The sequence below is a fragment of the Thalassorhabdomicrobium marinisediminis genome, from assembly GCF_003072065.1.
Taxonomy (GTDB): Bacteria; Pseudomonadota; Alphaproteobacteria; order Rhodobacterales; family Rhodobacteraceae; genus Octadecabacter; species Octadecabacter marinisediminis.
This window is the reverse complement of the sequence record NZ_QCYG01000001.1, coordinates 464,190-490,063: the sequence shown is the minus strand read 5'-3', so window position 1 is coordinate 490,063 and position 25,874 is coordinate 464,190. Positions and strand designations below refer to the sequence as shown.

The following is a 25,874-nucleotide window of genomic DNA, read 5'->3' as shown; positions in this document are numbered from 1 at the left end:
CAATCGGCGTTGACCTTCGCGCCCTGTCGCGCCATGACCACGCCATGACAACGGCACCTGACATTCTGTGCATCGGCTCGGTCCTCTGGGACATCATCGGCCGCGCGCCCAGCCACATGCGTGAGGGCTCGGACGTGCCCGGCCGCATCACCCGCTTGCCCGGCGGCGTGGCCATGAACATTGCCATGACGCTGGCCAAATTCGGCCTGACGCCCGCGCTGCTGTCGGCCGTGGGCCGCGACGCGGAAGGTTGTGAGCTGGTGACCGAGGCCGAGCACATGGGCCTGATGACCGAATATCTTTACCGCTCCGCCGATCTGCCCACGGATTCATACATGGCGATCGAGGGGGCCAACGGGCTGATTGCGGCCATTGCCGACGCCCATTCGCTGGAACAGGCGGGCACCAAGATCCTTGCGCCCATGTCCGACGGCACCCTTGGCAGCGCTGAAGCGCCCTGGGACAGTCTTGTGGCGCTGGACGGGAACCTGACGCGGGATTTGCTCTACGACATCGCCAACTCGCCCCTGTTCCGCGCCGCCGACCTGCGCGTGGCCCCGGCCTCTCCGGGCAAGGCCGAACGTCTGCTGGCCCTGGTCGGCCATCCCTCGGCCACGCTCTATGTGAACCTCGAAGAGGCGGGTCTGCTTTGCCAGACCAGCTTTGACACCGCCCCCGACGCCGCGCGCGGACTGACCAAACGCGGGGTGCACCGGGTGCTTGTCACCGATGGCGGCAGTCTGGCCGCGGAAAGCCACGGCGACACCCTGCGCACGGCGCAGCCGCCCGAAGTCCTCGTCACCCGCGTCACCGGCGCAGGTGATACATTCATGGCCGCCCATATCGCGTCCGAATTGCAAGGTATGGCCCCGCAGGCCGCCTTGGAACGCGCGTTGAACGCAGCCGCAACCTATGTATCCGGAAAGACACCCCTATGACCCAGCAGCTCCCGCTCAAATACGCCCCCGAAGTGCAGACCGCCAAGGACAATGGCACGGCCATCGTCGCACTTGAATCCACCATCATCACCCACGGCATGCCCTATCCGCAGAACGTGGAGACCGCGCGTCAGGTGGAACAGGACATCCGCGACGCAGGTGCCACGCCCGCCACCATCGCGGTGATGGACGGGACTTTGCACATCGGCCTGACGGACGCGGAACTCGACACGCTGGCGCAGGCCGATGACGTCGCCAAGCTCAGCCGTGCCGACATGGCCGCCTGCATCGCGCTGGGCGGCACGGGGGCCACCACCGTCGCCGCCACCATGATCGCGGCGCATCTGGCGGGCATCTCGGTCTTCGCCACCGGCGGGATCGGCGGCGTCCACAAAGGGGCCGAGACCAGCTTCGATATTTCCGCCGACCTGCAGGAACTGTCGCAGACACCGGTGACGGTTGTTGCCGCCGGGGCCAAGGCGATCCTTGACCTCGACAAGACCTACGAAGTGCTCGAAACCCTCGGCGTGCCGGTCATCGCCTATGGGCAAGACACCCTCCCCGCTTTCTGGTCCTCGGCCTCGTCCCTTGCGGCACCGCTGCGCATGGACCGCGCCGAAGACATCGCCGCCGCCCACAAGATGCGCGCGTTGATGGGCCTGCCCGGTGGCCAGATGGTCGCCAACCCGATCCCCTCGGACGCGGAAATTCCTGCCAGCACCCTTGCCCCCATCATCGACAAGGCCTTGAAAGAGGCCGAGGATCAGGGCATCGCCGCGAAATCGGTGACCCCGTTCCTGCTGGGCCGGATTTTCGAGCTGACCGAGGGCGCTTCGCTGACCGCGAACATCGCGCTGGTGCGCAACAACGCCCGTCTGGCTGCGAAGATCGCCCAATCGCTGGTGGCCTGAGTCGGTCAAATCCGGCGAGAGAGAGCTTCGCCCAACCTCGCATTGTCCAAGTCACAGGGGTGCACTACATATCGTTTTGAACCCCTGACAAAGGCCCCCCACGCGTGAGCACACCCCAAGACCCTAAACTGCGTCGTCCCGTTCTGACCGCGATGCGGAACAACTTTATTGCCGGGCTTGTGGTGATCGCGCCCATCGGTCTGACCCTGTGGCTGATCTGGACGGTCGTGGGCTGGGTCGACAGCTTTGTCTGGCCCTTCGTGCCCGATGCCTATCAGACCGAAGCCCTGCTGAACTACGCCATGGGGCGCGACCCCTCGGACCCCAACTGGATCGAGGTGAACGTCCGCGGCATCGGTTTGGTGATCTTCCTGATCTTCACGATGTTCGTCGGCTGGCTGGGCAAGGGATTGATCGGGCGTAGCTTTTTGCGCTGGGGCGAAAGCCTTGTCGCGCGGATGCCCATCGTCCGCTCGATCTACAACGCGGTCAAACAGATCGCCGAGACGGTCTTCGCCCAGACCGAGAGCAGTTTTGACCGGGCCTGTCTGATCGAATACCCGCGTAAGGGGATCTGGGCCATCGGTTTCATCTCGACCACGACCAAGGGCGAACTGCTGGAGAAGGCCAATGCGGGGCCGATGACCTCGGTCTTTCTGCCGACCACGCCGAACCCGACCTCGGGCTTTTTGCTGCTGGTGCCCACGGCCGATGTCGTGGAACTCGATATGACGGTCGAGGATGCGGCGAAGCTGGTGATCTCGGCCGGGCTGGTCTACCCCGGCGAGAAGGACGGCCGCGCCCCCGATGCGCTGGATGAACTGGTGGGCCGGATCGCCCATTCCACGCCGGACGACCCGCAAAACTAGGCTGCGATGGGCCGCGCTCTAAAGTGCGGTCCAGCCGCCGTCTACGCTGAGTGTCGTGCCGGTGATCTGCGCCGCCGCGTTCGAGGCCAGGAACACCGCCGTGCCGCCAAGCTGTTCCACTGTCGCGAATTCCTTGGACGGCTGGCGGGTGAGCATCACGTTCTTGATCACGTCCTCACGGCTCATGTCGTATTCTTTCATCGTGTCGGGGATCTGCGCCTCGACCAGCGGCGTCAGCACGTAGCCCGGGCAGATCGCGTTGCAGGTGATCGGGTCCTGCGCGGTCTCGAGCGCGACCGTCTTGGTCAGGCCCACAATCCCGTGCTTCGCCGCCACATAAGCACTTTTGTAGGGCGACGCGGTGAGCCCGTGGGCGCTGGCGATGTTGATCACCCGGCCCCAGCCTGCCTTGCGCATCATCGGCAGGGCGACCGCCGTGGTGTGGAAGGCCGAGGTCAGATTGATCGCAATGATCGCATCCCATTTTTCGGTGGGGAACTCGTCCACCGGGGCCACGTGCTGGATGCCCGCGTTGTTGATCAGAATGTCGCAGGCCCCGGCCTGTTCGATCAAGCCGCGGCAGTCCTCGGCCTTCGACATGTCCGCCGCAATGTAGCGCGCCTCGATCCCGTGCTCTGCGGCCAGATCCTTGGCGATGGCGTGATCCTCATCCCGGTCGGTGAAGGAATTGAGGACGACGTTCGCGCCAGCCTTCGCCATCTCTTGCGCGATTCCCAGCCCGATGCCTGAGTTCGATCCGGTGATGACGGCGGTTTTTCCTGCAAGGGTCATGGGGGCTCCGTGGTTTTACGATATTGCAGCGCAGCATAGGCGCCCCGCGCGGGACAGCAAGCGCCGAGGACTGGTACGGTGGGCTTACGACTGAAAACCCACGCCACGGGGGTGGCCCTTGCCACGATTCTTGCGCAAATCGGCCTGCGCGGGCCGGTCGCACACCGGCCCCGCTCATGCATGCTGTGCCTCCCTGGTCGGACGTGCTCTCACAATCCTGTGAAAGCTCCCGTTTGACCCGCTTATCGGACGGCACAGGGGCTTTTTTCCATTCTCCCGTGGGCGTAGATCAAGGCCATTGCCGCAGGTGATTCTCGGGTATCTGAACGCGTCGCGCATATAGGCGCGAACATTCGGTAAAGCTTTAAGCAAATGGGCCTGAACGCCAATAAATACAGGCAGAAAAAAACCCCAGCCGAAGCTGGGGTTAAGTTATTGAGGCAGGTTTCATACAGGCAAGAAACCTATCGAGCAGTGCCCCTGTTATAAGCAATCCGCCGCCCGTATCCAAGCTAAAAGTTTGAAATGGTTTGTTTCCGCCTCTAGGCTGACGGCAATACCCGGCCGAAACCGGGGTCCAATCGGGAGCACACAGCCTATGACCAATCGACCATCCACCGCAATCGGCGCGCTTTGGCGCGGGATCGCACTGGCCGCGACCACCTCGCTTCTGGCGTTGGGCGCCGCGGCCGAGCCGATGCACGGCATCGCCATGTATGGCGAACCAGCCCTGCCTGCGGATTTCGACCACCTGCCCTATGCCAATCCCGACGCGCCCAAGGGCGGGCGGATGGTCACCGCCAACGTGGGCAGCTTCGACAGCCTGAACCCGTTCATCACCAAGGGCTCGGTGCATTGGCAGTTGCGCTACCTCATGGGCGAAAGCCTCATGGCGCGGTCGCTGGATGAACCCTTCACGCTATACGGCTTGCTCGCCGAATCGGTTGAAACGGCGGACGACCGCTCATGGGTGGAATTCACCCTGCGCCCCGAGGCGCGCTTCTCGGACGGCAGCCCCGTCACGGTCGAGGATGTGATCTGGTCCTATGAGACGTTGGGCACCGAAGGCCACCCCCGCTATCAGGGCTTTTACGGCAAGGTCGAGAGCATCGAACAAACCGGAGAGCGCAGCGTCCGTCTGACCTTCAACACCGAGGACCGCGAACTTGCGCTGCTGGCCGGCTTGCGTCCGATCCTGCAGAAATCCCAATGGGACGGGCTGGCCTTCGCCGAATCCGGGCTCGACACGATCCCCGTCGTCTCCTCCCCCTACATCATCACGGATTTCGAGGCCGGTCGCTTCATCGAGCTCACCCGCGATGAGGATTACTGGGGCTACGGCGTCGTGCCCTTCGTGAACGGCCTCTACAATCTTGACACCCTGCGGATGGAGTTCTTCGGTGACGAGACCGCAGCTTTCGAGGCCTTCAAGGTCGGCGACGTAAACACCAACCGCGAATTCAACGTGGCCAAGTGGACCACCCAATATGATTTCGCGCTGATGCAGTCGGGCGATTACGTCCGCTCGATCCTGCCCCATTCGCGCCCCTCGGGCATCACCGGCTTCGTGATGAACACCCGTCTGCCGCAGTTCCAAGACATCCGCGTGCGCGACGCCCTGCTGCATGCGTTCAACTTCGAGTTCATCAACGAAGCGATGACCGGTGGCGAACAGCCCCGCATCACCTCGTATTTCTCGAACTCGCCGCTGGCGATGCAGGAAGGGCCCGCCACGGGCCGCGTGCTCGAGTTTCTCGAACCCTACGCCGACCAGATCCCCGAGGATGCCATCAGCGGCTATGCCCTGCCCGTCTCGGACGGGTCCGAGCGCAACCGCGCCAACATTGCCCGCGCGCTTGATCTGATGGAACAGGCCGGCTGGACCGTGCAGGACGGCGTGATGAAGAACGACGCGGGCGAGGCGTTCACCTTCGAGATCCTGCTCAAGTCCGGCTCCTCCGAGAACCAGTCGATCATCGACATGTATGTGGAAAGCCTGCGCCGGTTGGGCATCACCCCGACGATCACCGTGGTCGACAACGCGCAATATGCCGAACGTACGGATGCCTATGACTTCGGCATGACCTACTACCGCCGGGGGCTGTCGCTTTCTCCGGGGAACGAGCAGTTCCTGTATTGGGGGAGCGAGGCGGCCGATGTGGAAGGCGGGCGCAACCTGATGGGCGTGAAGTCCGAAGCCATCGACGCGATGATCGACCGGTTGCTCACCTCCGAGAGCCAGGACGACTTCCTTGCCGCCACACGCGCGCTTGACCGCTTGCTGACCGCAGGGCGCTACGTGCTGCCGATCTACCAGTGGAACATCAGCCGCATCGCCCATGACAAACGGCTCAAGTATCCAGAAACCATGCCGATTTTCGGGGACTGGCCCGGCTGGCAGCCCGATGTCTGGTGGTGGGACGAGGGGTAAGGCCACCTCATTGTCCAATGCAAAAGGGCGCCTTTCGTGGCGCCCTTATTTGTTGCGGCCCCCTGCGGGGCGCCGATTAACCATATGTAAAGCACTTATCCGCAGACTTCCCGCAACAGCCCCCACGGTTTGAGGAGCCTGAACATGACCGCCTTTCCAGCGCCGCCCCCCGGGTCAGCCGTTCTCGACCTTCTGCTGGCTGAGTTTCCCTTTCTCGACCCGGTCCCGCTGAAACAGGCGGGACAGGACTGGCCGTCGATCATCCCGCAGCTCGCCCGGGCCCACGATCTTACCCCACGGGAAGCCGCGGAAACTTTGCAAGACTGGCTGATCCGCCGCCGGCACCACGACGGGGCGCTCGCCGCCTGACAGGCCGGCTGCCGGCGCGAAAGGGCCACGCGCCGCGCTTTTGATGTCGGGCAAGCCACGCAGGTCCCGTGAAACGCGCCCCGTGGAAGACCCTGCGGCGGCATCTGGTTAATTCCCCCCGCACGCCATTGGCGTCTTTCATACCCAAACCTATGTGATAGACGATACCGAAGTAGCCGCCCCTGAGCGGCCCATCGCCCGCCACATGACGCCGCGCCTTCCTTGCGCCGACGCCTTGCCGCGCGGCGTGTCCCATACCTGTTGCGCCCCGCGCCAAGACCCCGATGAAAGGCCGAGCATGGTCAAACTAGATATCATTTCCGACCCGATCTGCCCGTGGTGCTATATTGGCAAGACGAATCTGGACCGCGCGCTGGAACAGATTCCCGACCATCCGTTCGTGATCGAATGGCATCCCTTCCAGCTCAACCCCCACATGCCCGCCGAAGGCCTCGACCGGCGCACCTACCTTGAGGCGAAGTTCGGCGGCAAGGAGGGCGCGGTCAAAGCCTATGCGCCGGTGCTGGAACAGGCCGAAGCGGCGGGGCTGACGATCAACTTCGAAGACATGCAGCGCACGCCGAACACCATCGACGCCCACCGGCTGATCCACTGGGCGGGCATCGAGGGCCGTCAGAGTTTCGTGGTCCAGCGCCTGTTCGAAGCCTATTTCCGCGACGCCCGCGACATCGGTGCCCATGACGTGCTGCTCGACATCGCCGACGGCTGCGAAATGGACGCCGCCGTGATCGGCAAGCTGCTCAAGTCCGATGCCGACGTGGACGACATCCGCAAACGCGACGCCCACAGCCGCGAGATGGGCGTCACCTCGGTGCCGACCTTCATCGTCGCCAACCAGCACGCCGTCCCCGGAGCGCAGCCGCCCGAGATGTGGGTCAAGGTCATGGAAGAAATCATGAACCAGATCGAGGCCTCGGAATGAGCATCGCAGACAAAGCCCATGGCCGGCGCCCCTTTGGACGCCCCGAGAAGGCGCTCGGACAGGTCGAATTCGTCGCGCTGATCGCGATGCTGGTGGCGACGGTGGCCTTCTCCATCGACGCCATGCTCCCCGCCCTGCCCGAGATCGGCGCGGAACTGTCGCCGGACAATCTCAACAACGCGCAACTGATCATCACCAGCTTCGTGCTGGGCATGGGGCTGGGCACCTTCTTCATCGGCCCCGTGGCCGACCGGTTCGGCCGCAAACCGGTGATTGCCGTCGGGGCCACGCTCTATGTGGCCGCGACTCTCGTGGCCTATCTCGCGCCGACGCTGGAAACCATGCTGGCCTCACGGCTGCTTATGGGGCTGGCCGCCTCCGCGCCGCGGGTGGCGACGATGGCGCTGGTGCGCGACCTTTATGCCGGGCGCAACATGGCGCGGATCATGTCCTTCGTGATGCTGATCTTCTCGCTCGTCCCCGCGCTGGCACCCAGTCTCGGCGCCTTCATAATCGCGCTGTCGGGCTGGCGCAGCATTTTCATCGCGTTTGCGCTCTTCTCTCTGGTGGCCACGCTCTGGCTGATGTTGCGCCAGCCGGAAACGCTGGCGCCCGAGAACCGCCGCCCCCTGCGGTTCACAACACTGTTTCACGCCGCAGCCGAAGTGTTCCGACACCCCACCGCGCGCCTGTCGACCTTCGTGCAGACCCTCAGCATGGGAATGCTCTTCTCGGTGCTCAGCTCGACCCAACAGGTGTTCGACATCACCTACGGTCAGGGCGAGACCTTCCATCTGTGGTTCGGCGGGATCGCCGTGCTGGCCGCCTCTGCCTCGCTGATCAACGCGCGGCTGGTCGGGCGACTTGGCATGCGCGCGATCATCAAGGGCATGTTCACCGCGCAGATGGCCCTCTCGGCGGGCATGGTGCTGGTCATGATGCTAGGGTTGCCGAAGCAGGTCGAACTGGTGTTCTACGCGCTCTGGACGGTCTCGGTCTTCTTTCAGGCGGGGCTGACCCTGGGCAACCTCAACGCGCTCGCCATGGAGCCCATGGGGCATATCGCGGGCTCGGCGGCTTCGATCATCACGGCCACCTCCACGGTCGGTGCGGTGATCATCGCGGTGCCCATCGGCCTGAACTTTGACGGAACGCCGCTGCCGCTGGCCATCGGCATCTTCATCTGCGCCTGCATCGCGCTTTGGATCACCACCAAGATCCGCCGCGACAGCGACTGACCAAGTCCGCCTTCCCCCATCTTTGCTTTGGAAATATCCTGGGGGGAGGTGCCGCAGGCGCCGGGGGGCAAAGCCCCCAACCCCCGCCCGCAACCGCAGCCCAACAGCCCTGTTACCCGTGGGCCTTCTTCGCAGCCTTCACCTTCGCTGCAAGGTCGCGCGCAATGTTGAACGCGCCCTGAATTTTCTCGCGGTCCGTGGACCAGTCGCGCCGGATGACGATCTTGTTGTCCTTCACCTTCGCCATGCCGCGCTGGTCCTCGATGAACGCGACCAATCCCTCGGGTGAGGCGAACTTGTCGTTGTGGAACCGGATCACCGCCCCCTTCGGCCCGCCGTCCAACTGGCTGATTCCGGCGCGTTTGCACATCGCCTTGATCCGCACCACAAGCATCAGGGTATTGACCTCTTTCGGCAATTTCCCGAACCGGTCGATCAATTCAGCGGCGAACCCTTCAAGTTCGACCTTGGTGGTCAATTCGCTCAGACGGCGATAGAGTCCCAGCCGGACGTCCAGATCGGGGACGTAGTCCTCGGGGATCAGCACCGGCACGCCCAGATTGATCTGCGGCGCCCACTGACCGTCCTCAACCAGCGTCACCTCGCCGGATTTAATTTTGGCGATCTGCTCTTCCAGCATCGACTGATAAAGCTCATAGCCAACCTCGCGCATCTGGCCGGACTGTTCCTCGCCCAGAAGGTTGCCGGCCCCGCGAATGTCGAGGTCCTGGCTCGCCAGTGTGAAGCCCGCGCCCAGCGTGTCGATCGAGCCCAACACGCGCAGCCGCTTTTCCGCTTGCGGGGTGAGTTTCTGGCGCGGTTTATAGGTCAAATAGGCATAGGCGCGGGTTTTTGACCGGCCCACACGGCCGCGGATCTGGTAGAGTTGCGCCAGCCCGAACATATCGGCGCGATGCACGATCATCGTGTTCGCTGTCGGGATATCCAACCCGCTCTCGACGATGGTGGTCGCCAGAAGAACATCGTATTTTCCGTCGTAGAAGGCGTTCATCCGGTCGTCGAGCTCGCCCGCCGCCATCTGGCCGCTGGCGGTGACGTAGCTGACCTCGGGCACCTCGGTCTTCAGCCACTCCTCCATCTCGGGCAGGTCCGACACCCTCGGGACGACGAAGAACGACTGCCCGCCGCGGTAATGCTCGCGCAGAAGCGCCTCGCGGATCGTGACCGTATCGAACTCGCTGACGTATGTGCGAATCGCCAACCGGTCGATGGGCGGCGTGCCGATGATCGACAATTCGCGCACGCCCGATAGGCTGAGCTGCAGCGTGCGCGGGATCGGCGTTGCGGTGAGCGTCAGAACATGGATGTCCGTGCGCATCTGCTTCAGCCGTTCCTTGTGCTGCACGCCGAAATGCTGCTCTTCATCGATGATCAAAAGCCCGAGGTTTTTGAACCGCACCGATTTCGCCAGCAGCGCATGGGTGCCGATGACGATATCCACCGTGCCCTTGGCCAGACCGTCGCGTGTGGCGGCAGCGTCCTTCGCGCTCACAAAGCGCGACAAGGGTCTGACATTGATGGGAAATCCGCGGAACCGCTCGGCGAACCCCTTGTAGTGTTGCCGTGCCAGCAAGGTCGTCGGTGCGACGATCGCCACCTGCACGCCGGACATGGCCGCCACAAAGGCCGCGCGGATCGCCACTTCGGTCTTGCCGAAGCCCACGTCGCCGCAGACCAGCCGGTCCATCGGCTGGCCCGAGCCGAGGTCTTCGAGCACATCGGCGATGGCGTTCAACTGGTCGTCGGTCTCTGCATAGGGAAAACGGGCAAGGAACTGGTCCCACATGCCGTCAGGCGGGGTCAGCGCGGGGGCGGTGCGTAGCGCGCGTTCGGCCGCCACGCGGATCAGCCGCTCGGCCATCTCGCGGATGCGTTCCTTCAGGCGGGCCTTCTTCGCCTGCCATGCGCCACCGCCCAGCTTGTCGAGCAGGCCGACCTCATGGCCGTAGCGGCTGAGCAGTTCGATATTCTCAACCGGCAGGTAAAGCTTTGATCCTTCAGCATATTCCAACAGCAAGCATTCGTGCGCCGCCCCCGCTGCCGTGACCACCTCAAGCCCCAGATACCGCCCGACCCCGTGATCCACATGGACGACAAGATCGCCGGGGGTGAGGCTTTGGGTCTCGGTCAGGAAATTCTCGGCGCGGCGTTTCTTGCGAGTCTGCCGGATCAGCCGGTCGCCCAGCACGTCCTGCTCGGACACCACGGTGAGCCCGTCACTCTCGAACCCGTGTTCGAGCGCCCAGACCGCGAGATGCAGGCCGGATTTGCCCACCCGGGAAAAGTCGGTGACGGGGATCGTTTCGGCGATGCCCTCATCCTCGATCAGCCCCATCAGACGCTCCCGCGCGCCCTCGGAATAGGACGCGACGACCACCGGCCCGTCTTCAAGCTTTGCTTTAAGATGTTGCGCTAAAGCCCCGAAAAGACTGATACTTTCCTGCTGGCGCTCCGGTGCGAAGTTGCGTCCGATACGCCCCCCCGCGTCGATCACGCCCAGACCGGTCGCCTGCGGCAAGGCGTTGAATTGCAACACCCGGAAATCGGCCACTGCCGCGTCCCAAGCCGGCCCATCGAGATAAAGGCCGGAGGGTTTGGCAGGTTTGTAAACGCTGTCCATCCGCCCCTTGGCGCGCATCGCCTCAACCCGGGCGTCGTATTGATCGTCGATGGAAGACCAGCGCGCCTCACGTTGGGCCGCGTTCTGTTCATCCAGCGAGATCGTCGCGCCTTGTACGTAGTCGAACAGCGTTTCCAACTCGTCGTAGAAAAAGCTCAGCCAGTGTTCAACGCCCGCGTGTTTCTTGCCGGCCGACACCGCCTCATACAGCGGATCATCGGTGCCCGCCGCGCCGAACTCCAGACGGTAGGTCTGCCGGAACCGGGTGATCGCCGCCTCGTCCAATATCACCTCGGACACGGGGGCCAACTCGACCACGTCGAGCTTTTCCGTCGTCCGCTGGGTGGCCGGATCGAACCGCCGCGCGCCGTCCAGATCGTCGCCGAACAGGTCCAGCCGCACCGGACCACTTTGCCCCGGGGGGAAGATGTCGATGATGCCACCGCGCACGGCGTAGTCGCCCGGCTCGGTCACCGTGGGGCTTTGCACAAAGCCCATGCGCACCAGAAACGCCTTGAGAGCGGCCTCGTCGATGCGGCTGCCCACGTGGGCGGTGAACGCGGCTTCGCGCAGCACAGCGCGGGCGGGCACCTTCTGGGTCGCCGCGTTGACCGTGGTCAGAAGCACGAACCGTTCCGGCATCCCATGGGCCAGCCCCGCCAGCACCGCCATGCGCGCGGCGGAAATGTCGGCATTGGGCGACACGCGGTCATAGGGCAGGCAATCCCACCCCGGAAACACCACCACCGGCATCTGCGGCGCGAAGAACGCGAGCGCGGCTTTCATCGCGGCCAAGCGCTTGTCGTCGCGGCAGACGTGAACCACGGGGCCGCGCTCGGCCTCGGCCAGAACCAGACGGGCGTCGAAGCCTTCGGGCGCGCCCGAGACGGTGATGTGATTTGGATTGGTCATAAGGTCGGACTTACGTCACCCGCCGGTCCTGTCAACTGTTCTGGCGGCCTAGAAATAGGGGCCAACATCGAGATTTTGATACATGCCATACATCGCGGTCACGAAAATCGAGATCATGCCGATGAACTGGGTGATGACCCGGTGTTTAGACAGCCGCGCATAAAGCGCATCCCCCTGCGGCTGTTCGCGGGCAATGACCGTGGCGGTGGAGAGGCTCAGCGCGCCGACCAGCGTCATCGGAAAGGCCAGAAGGAAGGTCGCCTGGGCGAATTCGACATCGTAGTAGAAGGCGAGAATCGCCAGCGAGGTCAGGATGAAGGACACCAGCGCCAGCAGCACCAGCCCCGAGACACGCCCGATATAGAGCAGCCGGTTGACGTTGATGCGCACCAGATCCTGCAGGTCGATCTCGGCCTCGCCCCCGTGTTTGCGGGCCCGCTGGATCATGTCATAGGGCACACCAAGCACCCAATGGCTCACGGTGGACCACAAGACGGCAAGCCCGATCCAGTACCAGAGGTTGCTGAACGAGCGCATGTCGATGACTTCGAATAAGGTAGCGGTCCAGTTCACGGGGTGCGGCAGCCTGATGTCATTTTGGCGCAACCTAGCGGGGGTCTGCGGCAATGCCCAGCCTTGTGATGCAATCAATTCCATGGCACCCACGGGCTGTGACCAGAAAGGCCCGATCCATGACCCACCCGCTTCCATCTTTCCCCACCGCCCGCCTGCGCCGCCTGCGCCAAAGCCCTGCCTTGCGGGCGCTGGTGCGCGAAACCACGCTGGCGCCGTCGGATCTGATCTGGCCGGTGTTCGTGATGGAAGGCTCCGACGCGGAAGAGGCGATCCCCTCGATGCCCGGCGTAGTCCGGCGCACGGTGGACCGGATCGGCGCCGCCGCGCGTGAGGCTTGGGATCTGGGCATTCCCGCGATCTGCGTCTTTCCCTACACGGGGATGGAAGCCCGGACCGAAGATTGCGCGCTGGCCTGGGACCGCGACAACATCGCCAACCGCGCCATCCGCGAAATTAAGAACACCTGCCCGGACATCGCTGTGATGACCGACATCGCGCTTGATCCCTACAACGTCAACGGCCACGACGGCTTTGTCGAGAACGGCGAAATCGTCAATGACCGCACGGTTGAGGCGCTGGTGAAAATGGCCTTGGCGCAGGCCGATTGCGGCGCCGACATCCTTGGACCCTCGGACATGATGGACGGGCGCGTGGGCGCCATGCGGCAGGCGCTGGAAGAGGCAGGGCACCGCGACGTCACGATCCTCAGCTACAGCGCGAAATATGCCTCGGCGTTCTATGGCCCGTTCCGCGATGCCGTGGGCGCGTCTGCGGCGCTGACCGGGGACAAGAAGACCTATCAGATGGACCCGGGCAACTCCGATGAGGCTTTGCGCCTTGTGGCGCGCGATCTCTCCGAGGGGGCGGACATGGTGATGGTTAAACCGGGGATGCCTTATCTTGATATTCTGCAGCGGGTGAAGGCCGAGTTCGGCGTGCCCACCTTCGCCTATCAGGTGAGCGGTGAATACGCGATGCTGCAGGCGGCCGCGCAGAACGGCTGGCTGGACGGCGACCGGGTGATGCTGGAATCGTTGCAGGGGTTCAAACGGGCAGGTGCGGACGGTGTGCTGAGCTATTTCGCCCCCGCCGCGGCCCGCGCCCTGAACGGCTGACCCGCTCCTGCGTCTTGGCCAAAACCCGCCCAGCTGCATCTAGCTGCTGACAGTTTGCGAAATACTGCCTATAGTGTCGGCCATAACGGGGACAAACCCCGAAGTTTTGGCACGAGGCAGTTATGACACAGATTTCAAGACGGACGTTCGCGCTCGGCACCGTGGCGGCGACAACATTGGCCGCTTGCGGCAACGGCATCGGCGGCGCCGGGGCGGCGGTGATCGACAGCCGCGTCGACAGCACGCTCAACCACATGTATGCCACCTACCCCGGCACCCGCGATCTGGCCAACAAGGCCAGCGGCATGCTGGTCATGCCGGTGATCACGCAGGCCGGTCTGGGCGTCGGCGGCTCGTTCGGGCGCGGCGCGCTGCGCATTGGCGAGACGACGGTCGATTATTATTCCGCCGCCAGCGCCAGCGCCGGGTTGCAGGTGGGCGGGCAGCAGTTCTCGAGCGTGCTGTTCTTCATGACGCCAGAGGCGCTGACCGATTTCCGCCGCGCCAGCGGCTGGGCCGTGGGTGCCAATGTGGAATACGCGCTCAACGACACCGGGGAATCCCTGCGGGCCGAGACGACGACCTCGCTCGCGCCGGTGATCGCGGTGGTCTTCGCGCAGGCGGGTTTCCGCGCCGGGGCGACCATCGAAGGCACGAAATACACGCGCATCATTCCGTGATTGCATCCGGCCGGTGCCCTCGGTGATTCCGGTTCTGCTTCTGGCGGCTGGCCGGTCCAGCCGTATGGAGGGGGTCGACAAGCTGCTGGAAGAGGTGGACGGCACACCGCTTCTGGCGCGTATGGCCGCCCGTGCTTTGGAGTTGGGGCCCTGCTTCGTGACGCTTCCCGCGCTGGATCACCCAAGACGGGCGGTTCTGCCCGCCACGGCGCAGGTCGTGGCGGTGACTGGAACCATGTCCGACAGCCTCAAAGCCGGTATCGCCGCCCTGCCCCAGACCGCATGCGGCGTCATCATCCTGCCGGCGGACATGCCCGATATCACCGCTGAAAACCTTGCCACGCTGCGCGAGGCCGCGCAACGCACGCAGGCACCCATCGTGCGTGCGACAACGCAGGACCACCAGCCCGGCCACCCGGTCTATTTCGCGGCGTCGCAGTTTCCCCGGTTCGCCGGGCTGCGCGGGGATCGCGGCGCGGCGAAACTGATCGCCGCCTGCCCCGACGCGGTCACCGTCGCGCTGCCGGGCAACCGCGCGCGGCTCGACCTCGACACGCCGCAGGACTGGGCCGCCTACCGCACGCGCTGACAGCAAAAAACCGGAGCGCTCGCGCACTCCGGTTTCTGCCCCGCGCCCCCCCCCAAAGGCGCGGGCCGTAGCTGCATCTTACTTCACCAAAAGACGCGCTTCGTGCTTTTTCAGCGAGCGGCGGGCCGATTGATAGCCCTCAAGCCCGGTCTTCGACTGCAACTCGGGGAACAGCTCGAAGATTTCGTTGCGCTGCGCGTTGCCGATGCCTTTGAGCGTGTAATCCCCCGGCTGGAAGCTCTCGGTCCAGGCGCCATTCGACAGCACGACTTCGTGACGATCGAACATGAAGTGGATATAGGCCGTGCCCATGACGTCCACCTCGTGAATGCCGTCCGAGCCGACAAGATGTTTGGCGGCGGCCAGCACCTCACGCTCTTCGAAGTAAAGCTGCGTGCGCTCGCTTGCGACCAGCATCCGGTGATTCGGGCTGACCAGCATGTCCCGTTCCGGCAGACCGTTGCCCAATGCGCCCGCGCGGATCAGGATCGGCTTGAGGTGCGGGTTCGAGACCAGAGCTTTGCCCGTCATCTCCTTGCGGCCCACCCAGCGGATTTCCTGAATGCCGTTGTCGCGGGTGATGATCCGGTCGCCTTCCCGCAGATCCTCGACCAGACGTTCGCCCCGCGGCGTGGCAATCGTGGTGCCCGGCGTGAAACAGGGGATCACATTCTCGATTTCCGAGAAGGTCAGGGTCGAGCCATCGCCGAAGGTGACCACGCCGGCCTCGGCATCGTCGGGATCATAGGTGATGTAATCCACGTTCGACCCGGTCAGGTCGAGCACGTCGATGTCACCGTCGTCGGGATCCTCACCGCCGACGATCACATCGCCCGCGCCGTGGCCTTCCTCATCGATCACGAACCGGTCCGAGCCGAAGCCGCCGAACTGTTCGTCGGCACCCTGCCCGCCCCTGAGCACATCGTCACCGTCGCCGCCAAACAGCGTGTCATCGTCCACGCCACCGTCGAGGTAGTCGTCGCCGTCGCCGCCATAGAGCGTATCGGCATCGTCCATGCCAAAGATCGAGTCGTCCCCGTCACCACCGAACAGCGTGTCGCGGTTGTTGTCGGTCACCAGATCCGGGCCGAAGGGGCCGGAGCCGTCGTCGGGGATATTAACGACATCGGGCGCATCAGGGCCAAGGCCGCCATAGATGACATCATCGCCCGATCCGCCATAGACCTCGTCGTTGCCCTCAGAGGCGATGATCGTATCGTCCCCATCGCCGCCTTCGACATAATCGTCGTCGAAGCCGGAATGAATTTGGTCGTCGCCGTCGCCGCCGTAGATCGTATCAGCATCGTCACCGGTGAAGATGCGGTCGTCGCCGTCGCCGCCGTAGACCAGATCCCGGTCGTTGTCGGGGTCGGTGTCCGCGCCGTAGAGGCCGGGATAACCGATGTCCGGCCGAGGGTCGGACCCGCCGGCGGTGTTGATCACGTCGTCGCCGTCGCCACCATAGACCGTGTCGCGGCCGTCACCGCCAAAGATCGTGTCGTCACCCTTGCCACCGTCCAGATAATCGTGGCCGTCACCGCCGTAGAGGACGTCGTCCCCCTTGCCGCCGAAGATGCTGTCGTCGCCGGGGCCGCCGTAAATGGTATCGTTGCCATAGCCCCCGTAAAGGACATCATCCCCGCCTTCGCCGTAGATCACGTCATTGCCTTTGCCGCCGTCGATCGTGTCATTGCCATCGGGGCCGTCGTCCGTCGCCGCGGGGGCGTCGAAGTACAGGTCGGTGATGCGGATGCCTGAGTTGTTGTAGCCGTCCTGCGTGTGTTCGACGACGATCCGAGCGACCGGGCCGGGGATCGTCACCTGAAGGTTGTAATGCGGCGAGGTCACGCCCGCATAACCGCCCTGGCTGTCGGCGGTATCCGCTCCGGCGACAGAATCCGTGTCGATGAGCTTCAGACAGCTGCCGCCGTCCAGATCGACCGGGATCTTGTTGCCGTCCGCATCATAGGCGGTGATCTTCACCACGCCGTCGCCGTCGATGTCGTTCACGTTGAACTGCACGTCCGAGACGGCCTCCGAGAACTCCCACTGGAACTTGCCGCGACCGTCGCGGCCGTGGGTTTCTGAGTGCAGTCCGCTGCGGTTGTCGATGGCTTCGTCCCCGGAGTCGATTCCGTCGACGTTCAGCTTGTCCTTCGCCAAATGGCTGTCGTGACGGTTGGCATCCACCAGCCGCGTGAACGTCACCTCGACCTGGCCCGTGTCCTGCGTGAAGCAGGTGTCGACGTCATGCTCGGTTTGCAGATCCCACTCGAAGCTCTCCCGGCCGCCGCCGCCTTCGGGCGCGCGTCCGCCTGTGTCGCCGTAAAGCACGTCATCCCCGGCATTGCCTTCGATGCTGTCGTTGCCCGAGCCGCCATAGACTTCGTCATTCCCTTCACCCGCGCGCACGGTATCGTCGCCGCCCAGAGCAAAGACGATGTCGTCATCGTCATATTCGCCGGGAAGGATCGCATCGCCCTCGTCGATCTGGTCGCCGTCCGCATCGGTATAGCCCAGAACGATCGTGTCATCGCCGCTGGTGCCGGTCACATAGCCATCGCGCGAGGTGCTGCCGGCACTGCCCGTGCCGCCAGAGCCCGTGCCACCAGAGCCGGTTCCGCCGGTCCCCGTGCCACCCGTGCCAGTGCCGCCTGTTCCGGTGCCGCCTGTTCCGGTGCCGCCTGTTCCGGTTCCACCCGTGCCAGTGCCGCCCGTTCCGGTTCCACCCGTGCCAGTGCCGCCCGTTCCGGTTCCACCAGTGCCAGTGCCACCAGTGCCCGTACCGCCGGATCCAGTGCCGCCCGTGCCAGTTCCACCCGTGCCCGTGCCGCCAGTCCCCGTACCGCCCGTTCCGGTTCCACCCGTCCCCGTTCCACCCGTGCCAGTTCCACCAGTGCCCGTACCGCCGGTTCCGGTTCCACCCGTGCCCGTGCCACCTGTGCCGCCGGTTCCAGTGCCGCCCGTGCCCATTCCGCCAGTGCCAGTGCCACCCGTGCCGCCCGTGCCAGTTCCACCCGTTCCGGTTCCACCCGTGCCAGTGCCGCCGGTTCCGGCAGTCACATAGACTCCACGCGTTCCAATCGTATTCTTCGTTTCTTCGGCCATGGCAGCAATCCTTCGATCAAAAGTGCGTCCGCTTCCGCAAGAGCACCAATTCAACAACGGGCCACGTTGCCGTGGCGCAGACTAAATATTTTGGTCGAAACCCTCACCCCAGGTGAGACAGATCGACACCCCCGTCCATTGTTCTACCCAAGACAATTGTCAAAAAATAGTGGCCACATGAGGCAGCCTGCCGAAATTCGAACACATTTAGGTCATTTTTAACAGATTCATCTATAAATTATGGGGACTTAGAGTGCGGCGCAGTGATTGGTCGGTGGCGGCAGCACAACCTTGGGCAGTGAACAATCGCCAATATGCCAGCGGATTGTTCACAAACGGACGCCAGTTCGCCCGATTGGCCGATTTCCTTGCCACAATTGGCCCACAAGGGCGCACCGAATTGGGGCAGTTTCGCCGCATTTTGCGAATCACTCTTGTGCCGCTTCTGTTGCCTGTCCTAAGTCAATCGTGGGCGGAACAACGATAAACAAGGGCGAACCCAGAGTGACACGACCGGATATCGACGCTGACGTTGCGTCCCTGCGCGCCCTTATTTCCGCCACATTCGGCGAAGACGTGATCCGCATCGGCATGCCCGGAGGCGAGAAACGGCCCGTCTATCGCGTCCATACGCCAAACCGCAGCGTCATCGTGGCGCGGCGCGTCGACAGCACCGGATTGCGCCATGAGCGGGCCGCGTTGGAAAAGCTCGCGGTCGCCGGATGTGACCGGGTGCCCGAAGTGCTGCATGAACAGGGGGACCTCACCGTGATCCGCGATCTCGGGCGGCGGCGGCTGAATGTGGTCTTGCACCAGCGCGGGGCCGAGGCGGCAGCCGAGCTGCTGCGCGATGCCCTGCGCGCGCTTGTTGACATTCACACCTGCGCCGCCCGTGTCGAATGGGGCGATCTGCTTGCACCGATCACCGCCACCCGCAAAGAGATCCGGCACTTTGCCCGCGGCCCCGAACGTCTGGCCTGGCTTTACGGTCTGCCGGTGCCCAAAGTTGAGGTCGACGCGTTGCAGGCGGTGTTGACCGTGGATGCGCCGCGCATGGTGAAGTGGGATTGCCGCAGCGCCAATGCCGCACTTGACGATGCCGACCGCATCGGCTGGTTCGATTTCGAACATTGCGGGCTGCGCGGCGGGTATGAGGATTTCGGCTGGCTCATCGCGGACGAAGCCCTGCCGATGGAGATCGCGCCGATCTACGACAGCCTGCGTCCGATCCTGCGCGACGCGGCGCTGACCGACGACCCCGCGAAGCAGGAAGACTTTATCAAACGGTTCGAGATTTTCACCTGCTTGCATGCCTCGCTGCGCTTGCGGGTCATTCGCAACGAGTTGAAGAAAAAATCATGGACCCCGGCGCATCGGATCCTGCGCTACGATCTGGTGGGGGCCGATCCGCACATGGCCGCCCGCGTGGCAAGAACCGGTGGGTTCTTGGCCCGGCGACACCGCGAAACACGGTCCTTCGCGCCGCTGTTTCAAGAAGTCGAACAGATTTTCGTGCGCGCGCTCAGCCTGCCCCGGACCCCGCCGGGGGTCTAGGCGTTCATTCCGCCTGTTCTTCGGTCTTTGGCGTCAGATCGACCGGAGCCGGTTGCAACTGCTCGCCTCGTTTCAATGCGCTCAGAAGATCCTGCAAACGCGAGGATGTGCCGCCACCCTCACCCGAGGTGCGCAGACAGTCGATGTAGCTCGCGCCCCAAGTGGCAATGTCCGTGTCCTCGACCACTTTCATCAGCGCCGCATGGCGGGCCTTTCGCTCAGTAAGCGGCATGGTCAGCGCACGCTCGATCGCCTCGCTGATCTCATCTGCATCATGGGCATTGACGATCAGCGCATCGACCATCTGTTCCGCCGCACCGGCAGCGTTCGAAAGGATCAGCACGCCGGGATCCTCCGCGTCCTGCGCTGCGACGAACTCTTTCGCTACAAGGTTCATGCCATCGGCCAGCGGCGTGACCAGCGCAAGATCGGCCCTGCGATAAAGCGGGGCCAGAACCTCCCGCGGGACGCCGTTTTCGATCAGGCGCACCGGGGTCCAGTCAATCTCTCCGAATTGGCCGTTGGTGCGCCCGGTCAGGGTTTCCAGCTCGGTCGTGATCTCCTGATAGGCTTCGACCGCCTCGCGCGAGGGCGGGGTGATCTGCAACAGCGTCGCGCGGTCTGTTCCGGGTTTTCGCGTCTCGAGCCAGCGGGCGAACCCCTTGATCCGCTGCGGCAAGCCCTTGGAATAGTCCAGGCGGTCCACGCCAATCGCCAGCCGCGTGTTCTTGCCAAGGTGCAGCGGGTCGAGCGGTGCATCCCGTTCGGCGAGGTCGCGGAAGGCCGCGCCGTCGATGCCGATGGGGAAGGACCGGACCTGAAATACCCGAGGGCCGAATTTCACCCGCCCGTTCAGCAACAGCTCCCCTTCCCGCTGTTCGCGGAAACCCGACAGACAGCGGGCGACATCGGCTTCGGTCTGCAAACCGACCAGATCGAAGGCGGCCAGCCAGTGAAAGAACTCTTTCTGTTCGGGCAGCGCCATGAGGTCCGGCGAGGTCGGGAACGGAATGTGCAGGAACAGCCCGATGCGCGCGGTCACGTTCAGGCGGCGCAGTTCATAGGCGATGGGCAGGAAGTGATAGTCGTGGACCCAGACCAGATCGTCCGGCCCGATCACCTTGGCCAGCATCCGCGCCACGCGGGCATTCACCGTATCATAGGCCGCCGCATAACGCCGGTCGAGGGCGAGCAGATCGGTCCGGTGGTGACACAGGGGCCAGAGCACGGAATTGGCGTAGCCGAGATAGAAATCCTCGTGCTCTTGCGCGGTGAGGTCAAAGGTGGCTTTGTCGTAGCCATCAACGGTCGGCACCGGTTGCAGCTCTTCGCCGGGGGTCTCGGCGAAGGTGCCCGACGACCCGATCCAGAGCCCGCCCCGTTCGGCCAGAAGCTCATGCAATGCGACGACAAGCCCCCCCGATGGGGGGCCATCGGTGGGAATGCGGTTGGACAGGACGATCAGGCGGTTCGGCATGTCACCCCCCTTGCTTCGGCCTCGAGCCAATCGGCCAGAAGCGCGCGCAGCGCCGTAACGTCGGGCAACCTGCTGCTGGCGAGGGTGTCCCCCTCACCGACCTTGATCCCCGTGCCGCCCAACGCTTGTGCTGCGCGAAACATCCCCTCATCGGTGCGGTCATCGCCGATGGCCACCGGGATGCGCCCGGACCAGCGCGTCATGAGATCCTGCACAACGGTTTCCTTTGAAACGGATTTCGGCATCAGCTCGAACGCCATCTTTGACGGACGGACTTCGAACCCCGGCAGGTCACTCGCCACCGTGTCCATGATGTCAGCGCAGGCCCCCTCGCACGTGGGGACCTGGCGGTAATGCAGCACCAGCGAGGCTGGCTTTTCTTCCAGCAGAACACCGTCGCGCCCTGCGACCCAGCCCCTCAGCCGATCACGCGCGTCACTGAACGCTCGGCCGGTATGGGCGGCGCCGTCCCCACCTGCGTCCGCACCGTTCCGCGTTTCCGCCCCGTGGGATCCGATGAGCACGCCGTCGAACCCCGTGAGCCATGCGTCCAACTCATCCAGCCGTCGGCCCGAAACAACGGCCACCGCGCCCCCGGTTGCGTCATCCAAGGCGCGCAAGGTTGCAGGCAGATCATCGGGAACGATGATGGCATCGGGCCGCTCGGCAATCTCGACCAGCGTGCCGTCAAAATCCAGAAACAGCGCCACCTGCGACAGGTCCGGCAAAGCGGCAAGCCCTGCTTTGCTCGGCGACGTTTGAGCGGATGTGCTGGATGATGACGTGAGCATGACCTCGTCCCTGATCGATCTTGGATAGCCTTAAGGTTGTAACGCCGAAAGCTCGGGTGAAGTTCCGCCCAAGACCGCCGCAACCGGCTATAAAAAAGGGCCCCGCGATGGGGCCCCGTTAGTCTTGCTGATCGGGCTCATAGTTTACCGCTCAAAGTTTATTGCCTGTCGGCCCGATCCGCACCAGGGGCGAGCGCACCCGCCCCGGAACCTTGTCCCTTAGCTGCATCCGCTCGTGCCGCCGCAGGTGTTGCATTTCATGCAGGTGCCGTTGCGCACTAGGGTGAAATTGCCGCATTCGCCGCAGGCTTCGCCCTCGTATCCCTGCATCTTGGCCTTGTCCCGCGCGGTCAGGTTTACCGTGCCCGATGCCACTGCGGTGGTCGTCGTCGTGGTGGCCTGCGTCATGCCGTTGCCAGCGATCACCGCGGGGATCAGGGTTTCCATCGCAGTCTCCGCATCCGTCTCGGAAGAGAAGGCCACGGTCCCTGCCCCGCCTTGCAGCACCACCAGATCGTTGGGCACGCGCTTGCGCAGATATCCGGCCGAGCTGATCTGCTTGAGCACTTCCAGCGACTTCGACGCGGTGCTCTCGGAGACGTCCTGAATGTTGCTCACGCCCTCATCTTCACCCCGGCCGAGATCGTCAAACGACGCGCCTTCGGGCTTCACGTGGGCCAGATCGGTGCGGTCGAGATAGCTGACCGCCAGTTCGCGGAAGATATAGTCAAGGATCGACGTCGCGTTCTTGATGCTGTCGTTGCCCTGAACCATGCCTGCAGGCTCGAACTTGGTGAAAGTGAAGGCATCCACAAACTCTTCCAGCGGCACACCGTATTGCAGACCGACCGAGACCGCGATGGCGAAGTTGTTCATCATCGCCCGGAAGCCTGCGCCTTCCTTGTGCATGTCGATGAAGATCTCGCCCAGGTTGCCATTCTCGTATTCGCCGGTGCGCAGATAGACCTTGTGCCCGCCGACGTTGGCCTTCTGGGTGTAGCCCTTGCGACGCTGGGGCATCTTTTCGCGGTGGGATTTGATGACCTCTTTGACGACGACCTTTTCGATGATCTTCTCGGCGATCACTTGGGCCTTTTCCATCGTGTTGCCGCTTTCGAGGATTTCTTCGGCTTCTTCATCGTCCTCGATCAGCGCTGCCGCCAGCGGCTGGCTGAGCTTGGAGCCGTCACGGTAGAGGGCGTTGGCCTTGATCCCCAGCGACCACGACAGCTCATAGGCTTTCTGGCAATCCTCGATCGTCGCGTCATTGGCCATGTTGATGGTCTTCGAGATCGCGCCCGAGATGAAGGACTGCGCGGCCGCCATCATGGTGATGTGGCTTTCGACCGACAGGAACCGCTTGCCCTTCTTGCCGCAAGGGTTGGCGCAGTCGAAGACGGAATAATGCACTTCGCGCAGATGGGGCGCGCCTTCGAGGGTCATGGTGCCGCAAACGTGGTCGTTGGCCGCGTCCACATCCGCCTTGGTGAAGCCCAGCGACTTGAGCAGATCAAAGGTCGGATCGTTGAGCTTTTCGGGCGGAATGCCCAGCACATCGCGGCAGAACTCTTCGCCGAGGGTCCACTGGTTGAACACGAAACGGATGTCGAAGGCCGACGGCAGCGCCGCTTCGATCTTGTCGATCTCGGCCTGCCCGAACCCGTGCCCCACCAGCGCTGTGTGGTTGATCCCCGGCGCGTTGCCCAGCGTGCCGTGACCCACAGCGTAGGCGATGATCTCTTCGATCTGGCTGGTGGAATAGCCCAGCTTGGTCAGCGCGGCAGGCACCGACTGGTTGATGATCTTGAAGTATCCGCCCCCGGCGAGCTTCTTGAACTTCACCAGCGCGAAGTCCGGCTCGATTCCCGTGGTGTCGCAATCCATCACCAGCCCGATGGTGCCCGTGGGCGCGATCACAGTAGCTTGCGCGTTGCGGTAGCCGTGCTTCTCGCCCAGTTTCAGCGCCTCATCCCATGTGGACATAGCAATATCCACGAGCCGGCTGTCAGGGCAGTTGGCGTGATCCAGCGCCACAGGCTTGATGTCGAGCGCGTCATAGCCGTCCGAGGCGCCATAGGCCGCGTTGCGGTGGTTGCGGATCACGCGCAGCATGTGCGCGCGGTTTTTCTTGAACCCGGCGAAGGGGCCAAGCTCACCGGCCATCTCGGCCGAGGTGGCGTAGCTCACGCCGGTCATGATCGCGGTCAGCGCACCGGCCATGGCGCGGCCTTCGTCACTGTCGTAGCCCAGCCCCATGTTCATCAGCAGCCCGCCGATGTTGGCATAGCCCAGACCCAGCGTGCGGAAGTCGTAGGAGCGCTGGGCGATTTCCTTGGAGGGGAACTGCGCCATCATCACCGAGATTTCCAGCGTCACGGTCCAGAGGCGCGATGCGTGCATGTAGTCCTCGACCTGAAACTCACCGTCCTTGTAGAAGGTCAGCAGGTTCATCGACGCCAGATTGCAGGCCGTGTCGTCAAGGAACATGTATTCCGAGCACGGGTTGGAGCCACGAATCGCGCCATCTTCCGGGCAGGTGTGCCAGGCGTTGACCGTATCGTGATACTGGATGCCCGGATCGGCACAGGCCCATGCGGCGTGGCCGACCTTTTCCCACAGGTCGCGCGCCTTGATGATCTTGGCGACCTCACCGTTGCGGCGATTGATCAACTTCCAGTTCTCGTCGTTCTCGACCGCCTTGAGGAAGGCGTCCGTGACCCGAATCGAGTTGTTCGAGTTTTGGCCCGAGACCGAGTTGTAAGCCTCGGAATCCCAGTCGGTGTCATAGGTCGGGAATTCGATGCTGGTGTGGCCCTGCTTGGCGTAATCCAGCACGCGCTTGATATAAGTCTCCGGAATGGCAACCTTTTTCGCGCCGCGCACGGCCTGTTTCAGTTGCTCGTTCTTCTTTGGGTCATAGGCGTCAGCCTCGGCCCCGTCCCAGCCGCGAATGGCGGCGAAGATCTCGTTGAGCTTCTGTTCGTGCATCTTGGAGCCTGCGACGATCGACGCCACTTTCTGCTCTTCCAGCACCTTCCAGTTGATGAACTCTTCGATGTCGGGGTGATCCGCATCGACGATGACCATTTTCGCCGCACGCCGCGTGGTGCCGCCAGACTTGATCGCGCCCGCAGCCCGGTCGCCGATCTTCAAAAAGCCCATGAGGCCGGACGACTTGCCGCCACCCGAAAGGGGTTCGCCTTCGCCGCGCAGCGAGGAGAAATTGGTCCCCGTCCCCGAGCCATACTTGAACAGGCGCGCCTCGCGAACCCAAAGGTCCATGATGCCACCGTCGTTCACCAGATCGTCGCCGACGGACTGGATAAAGCAGGCGTGGGGTTGGGGGTGCTCGTAGGATGACGTTGATTTCGTCAATTTGCCTGTTTGGTAATCTACGTAGTGGTGGCCCTGTGCGGGTCCGTCGATGCCGTAGGCCCAGTGCAGGCCCGTGTTGAACCACTGGGGGGAGTTCGGGGCCGCACGCTGGGTGGCCAGCATGTAGCGCATTTCGTCGAAATAGGTGCGGGCATCCTCTTCGGTGGTGAAGTAGCCGCCCTTCCAGCCCCAATAGGTCCAGGCCCCGGCGAGCCGGTCGAACACCTGCTTGGCCGAGGTCTCCCCCCCCAGCGTGGCCCCTTTTGCGGGCACCGACCGCCACAGGAATTCCGGAACACCCTTTTCTGCGACCTTTTCGGTTGCCGAGGGCACGCCCGCCTTGCGGAAGTATTTCTGCGCGATGACGTCCGAGGCAACCTGGCTCCAGGCTTTGGGGATCTCGCAATTGTCGAGCTTGAAGACGATGGTTCCATCCGGGTTCCGGATCTCAGAGGTTGCGGTTTTGAAGGCCACCTCTGCGTAAGCGTCCTGTCCCGAAGTCGTGAAATTGCGTTCGATCTTCATCGTGCCCTTGCCTTTGTTCTGATGGCCTGTCGTTGCAGCG

19 protein-coding genes are annotated in these 25,874 nt (G+C 63.6%); 11 read left to right on the top strand and 8 right to left on the bottom strand.

Annotated elements, in window-relative coordinates; all coding sequences use genetic code 11:
* Positions 1-44 precede the first annotated feature (44 nt).
* The 3 genes from DC363_RS02370 to DC363_RS02360 all read left to right on the top strand — a co-directional run bounded on the left by DC363_RS02370 (position 45) and on the right by DC363_RS02360 (position 2,718).
* Complete coding sequence (locus DC363_RS02370) at positions 45-938, top strand: PfkB family carbohydrate kinase (RefSeq protein WP_108639506.1); 894 nt, start codon at positions 45-47, stop codon at positions 936-938.
* Positions 935-1,849: a pseudouridine-5'-phosphate glycosidase gene (locus DC363_RS02365; protein ID WP_108639505.1), complete on the top strand. Its 915-nt coding sequence runs from the start codon at positions 935-937 to the stop codon at positions 1,847-1,849. The genes DC363_RS02370 and DC363_RS02365 overlap by 4 nt, the downstream gene beginning before the upstream one ends.
* Positions 1,850-2,001: 152 nt before the next feature.
* On the top strand, positions 2,002-2,718 hold the full coding sequence (locus DC363_RS02360; RefSeq protein ID WP_108639504.1) for a DUF502 domain-containing protein: 717 nt from the start codon (positions 2,002-2,004) through the stop codon (positions 2,716-2,718).
* Between the two features lie 18 nt (positions 2,719-2,736).
* Here DC363_RS02360 and DC363_RS02355 read toward each other — a convergent pair whose 3' ends face one another.
* Positions 2,737-3,510: a 3-hydroxybutyrate dehydrogenase gene (locus DC363_RS02355; protein ID WP_108639503.1), complete on the bottom strand. Its 774-nt coding sequence runs from the start codon at positions 3,508-3,510 to the stop codon at positions 2,737-2,739.
* Positions 3,511-4,108: 598 nt separating this feature from the next.
* Here DC363_RS02355 and DC363_RS02350 point away from each other — a divergent pair.
* The 4 genes from DC363_RS02350 (at position 4,109) to DC363_RS02335 (ending at position 8,491) form a co-directional block, all read left to right on the top strand.
* The gene (locus DC363_RS02350) at positions 4,109-5,941 is read left to right on the top strand and encodes an extracellular solute-binding protein (protein WP_108639502.1); all 1,833 of its coding nucleotides are present in this window, start codon (positions 4,109-4,111) and stop codon (positions 5,939-5,941) included.
* 144 nt (positions 5,942-6,085) lie between these two features.
* Positions 6,086-6,310, top strand: a complete 225-nt coding sequence (locus DC363_RS02345) for a hypothetical protein (RefSeq protein WP_108639501.1) — start codon at positions 6,086-6,088, stop codon at positions 6,308-6,310.
* 298 nt (positions 6,311-6,608) lie between these two features.
* Entirely contained in the window at positions 6,609-7,253 is a 645-nt protein-coding gene (locus tag DC363_RS02340; protein ID WP_108639500.1) for a DsbA family oxidoreductase, read from the top strand.
* Positions 7,250-8,491 (top strand): multidrug effflux MFS transporter, encoded by a 1,242-nt coding sequence (locus DC363_RS02335; protein ID WP_108639499.1) that lies wholly within the window; start codon positions 7,250-7,252, stop codon positions 8,489-8,491. Before DC363_RS02340 ends, DC363_RS02335 begins: the two co-directional genes overlap by 4 nt.
* Positions 8,492-8,603: 112 nt before the next feature.
* Here the strand turns inward: DC363_RS02335 and mfd are convergent, their stop codons facing one another.
* Together mfd and DC363_RS02325 are read right to left on the bottom strand one after the other, a co-directional pair.
* Positions 8,604-12,044 (bottom strand): transcription-repair coupling factor, encoded by a 3,441-nt coding sequence (gene mfd, locus DC363_RS02330; RefSeq protein WP_108639498.1) that lies wholly within the window; start codon positions 12,042-12,044, stop codon positions 8,604-8,606.
* A 48-nt stretch (positions 12,045-12,092) separates the two neighbouring features.
* Positions 12,093-12,617, bottom strand: coding sequence for a component of SufBCD complex (locus tag DC363_RS02325; protein WP_108639497.1), 525 nt, complete (start codon positions 12,615-12,617; stop codon positions 12,093-12,095).
* Between the two features lie 119 nt (positions 12,618-12,736).
* Here DC363_RS02325 and hemB point away from each other — a divergent pair, with 119 nt between their 5' ends.
* The 3 genes from hemB to DC363_RS02310 all read left to right on the top strand — a co-directional run bounded on the left by hemB (position 12,737) and on the right by DC363_RS02310 (position 15,004).
* Complete coding sequence (hemB, locus tag DC363_RS02320; protein WP_108639496.1) at positions 12,737-13,735, top strand: porphobilinogen synthase; 999 nt, start codon at positions 12,737-12,739, stop codon at positions 13,733-13,735.
* A gap of 122 nt (positions 13,736-13,857) precedes the next feature.
* Positions 13,858-14,415: a lipid-binding SYLF domain-containing protein gene (locus DC363_RS02315; RefSeq protein ID WP_108639495.1), complete on the top strand. Its 558-nt coding sequence runs from the start codon at positions 13,858-13,860 to the stop codon at positions 14,413-14,415.
* 22 nt (positions 14,416-14,437) lie between these two features.
* On the top strand, positions 14,438-15,004 hold the full coding sequence (locus tag DC363_RS02310) for a nucleotidyltransferase family protein (protein ID WP_108639545.1): 567 nt from the start codon (positions 14,438-14,440) through the stop codon (positions 15,002-15,004).
* Between the two features lie 78 nt (positions 15,005-15,082).
* On the opposite strand, the gene DC363_RS02305 is transcribed toward DC363_RS02310, so the two are convergent.
* Together DC363_RS02305 and DC363_RS17075 are read right to left on the bottom strand one after the other, a co-directional pair.
* Positions 15,083-17,557 carry a Hint domain-containing protein gene (locus tag DC363_RS02305; protein ID WP_108639494.1) on the bottom strand — a complete coding sequence of 825 codons (2,475 nt, stop codon included), beginning with the start codon at positions 17,555-17,557 and terminating at the stop codon, positions 15,083-15,085.
* Positions 17,554-18,036 carry a hypothetical protein gene (locus DC363_RS17075; protein WP_241962896.1) on the bottom strand — a complete coding sequence of 161 codons (483 nt, stop codon included), beginning with the start codon at positions 18,034-18,036 and terminating at the stop codon, positions 17,554-17,556. Before DC363_RS17075 ends, DC363_RS02305 begins: the two co-directional genes overlap by 4 nt.
* 580 nt (positions 18,037-18,616) lie before the next feature.
* On the opposite strand from DC363_RS17075, the gene DC363_RS02300 reads away from it, so the two are divergent.
* Positions 18,617-19,666 carry a protein kinase family protein gene (locus tag DC363_RS02300; RefSeq protein ID WP_108639493.1) on the top strand — a complete coding sequence of 350 codons (1,050 nt, stop codon included), beginning with the start codon at positions 18,617-18,619 and terminating at the stop codon, positions 19,664-19,666.
* A 4-nt stretch (positions 19,667-19,670) separates the two neighbouring features.
* Here the strand turns inward: DC363_RS02300 and DC363_RS02295 are convergent, their stop codons facing one another.
* The 3 genes from DC363_RS02295 to DC363_RS02285 all read right to left on the bottom strand — a co-directional run bounded on the left by DC363_RS02295 (position 19,671) and on the right by DC363_RS02285 (position 25,834).
* Positions 19,671-21,143, bottom strand: a complete 1,473-nt coding sequence (locus DC363_RS02295; protein WP_108639492.1) for an alpha,alpha-trehalose-phosphate synthase (UDP-forming) — start codon at positions 21,141-21,143, stop codon at positions 19,671-19,673.
* Positions 21,128-21,934, bottom strand: a complete 807-nt coding sequence (gene otsB, locus DC363_RS02290; RefSeq protein ID WP_108639491.1) for a trehalose-phosphatase — start codon at positions 21,932-21,934, stop codon at positions 21,128-21,130. Before otsB ends, DC363_RS02295 begins: the two co-directional genes overlap by 16 nt.
* A gap of 219 nt (positions 21,935-22,153) precedes the next feature.
* Positions 22,154-25,834: a vitamin B12-dependent ribonucleotide reductase gene (locus tag DC363_RS02285; protein WP_108639490.1), complete on the bottom strand. Its 3,681-nt coding sequence runs from the start codon at positions 25,832-25,834 to the stop codon at positions 22,154-22,156.
* Positions 25,835-25,874: the final 40 nt, after the last annotated feature.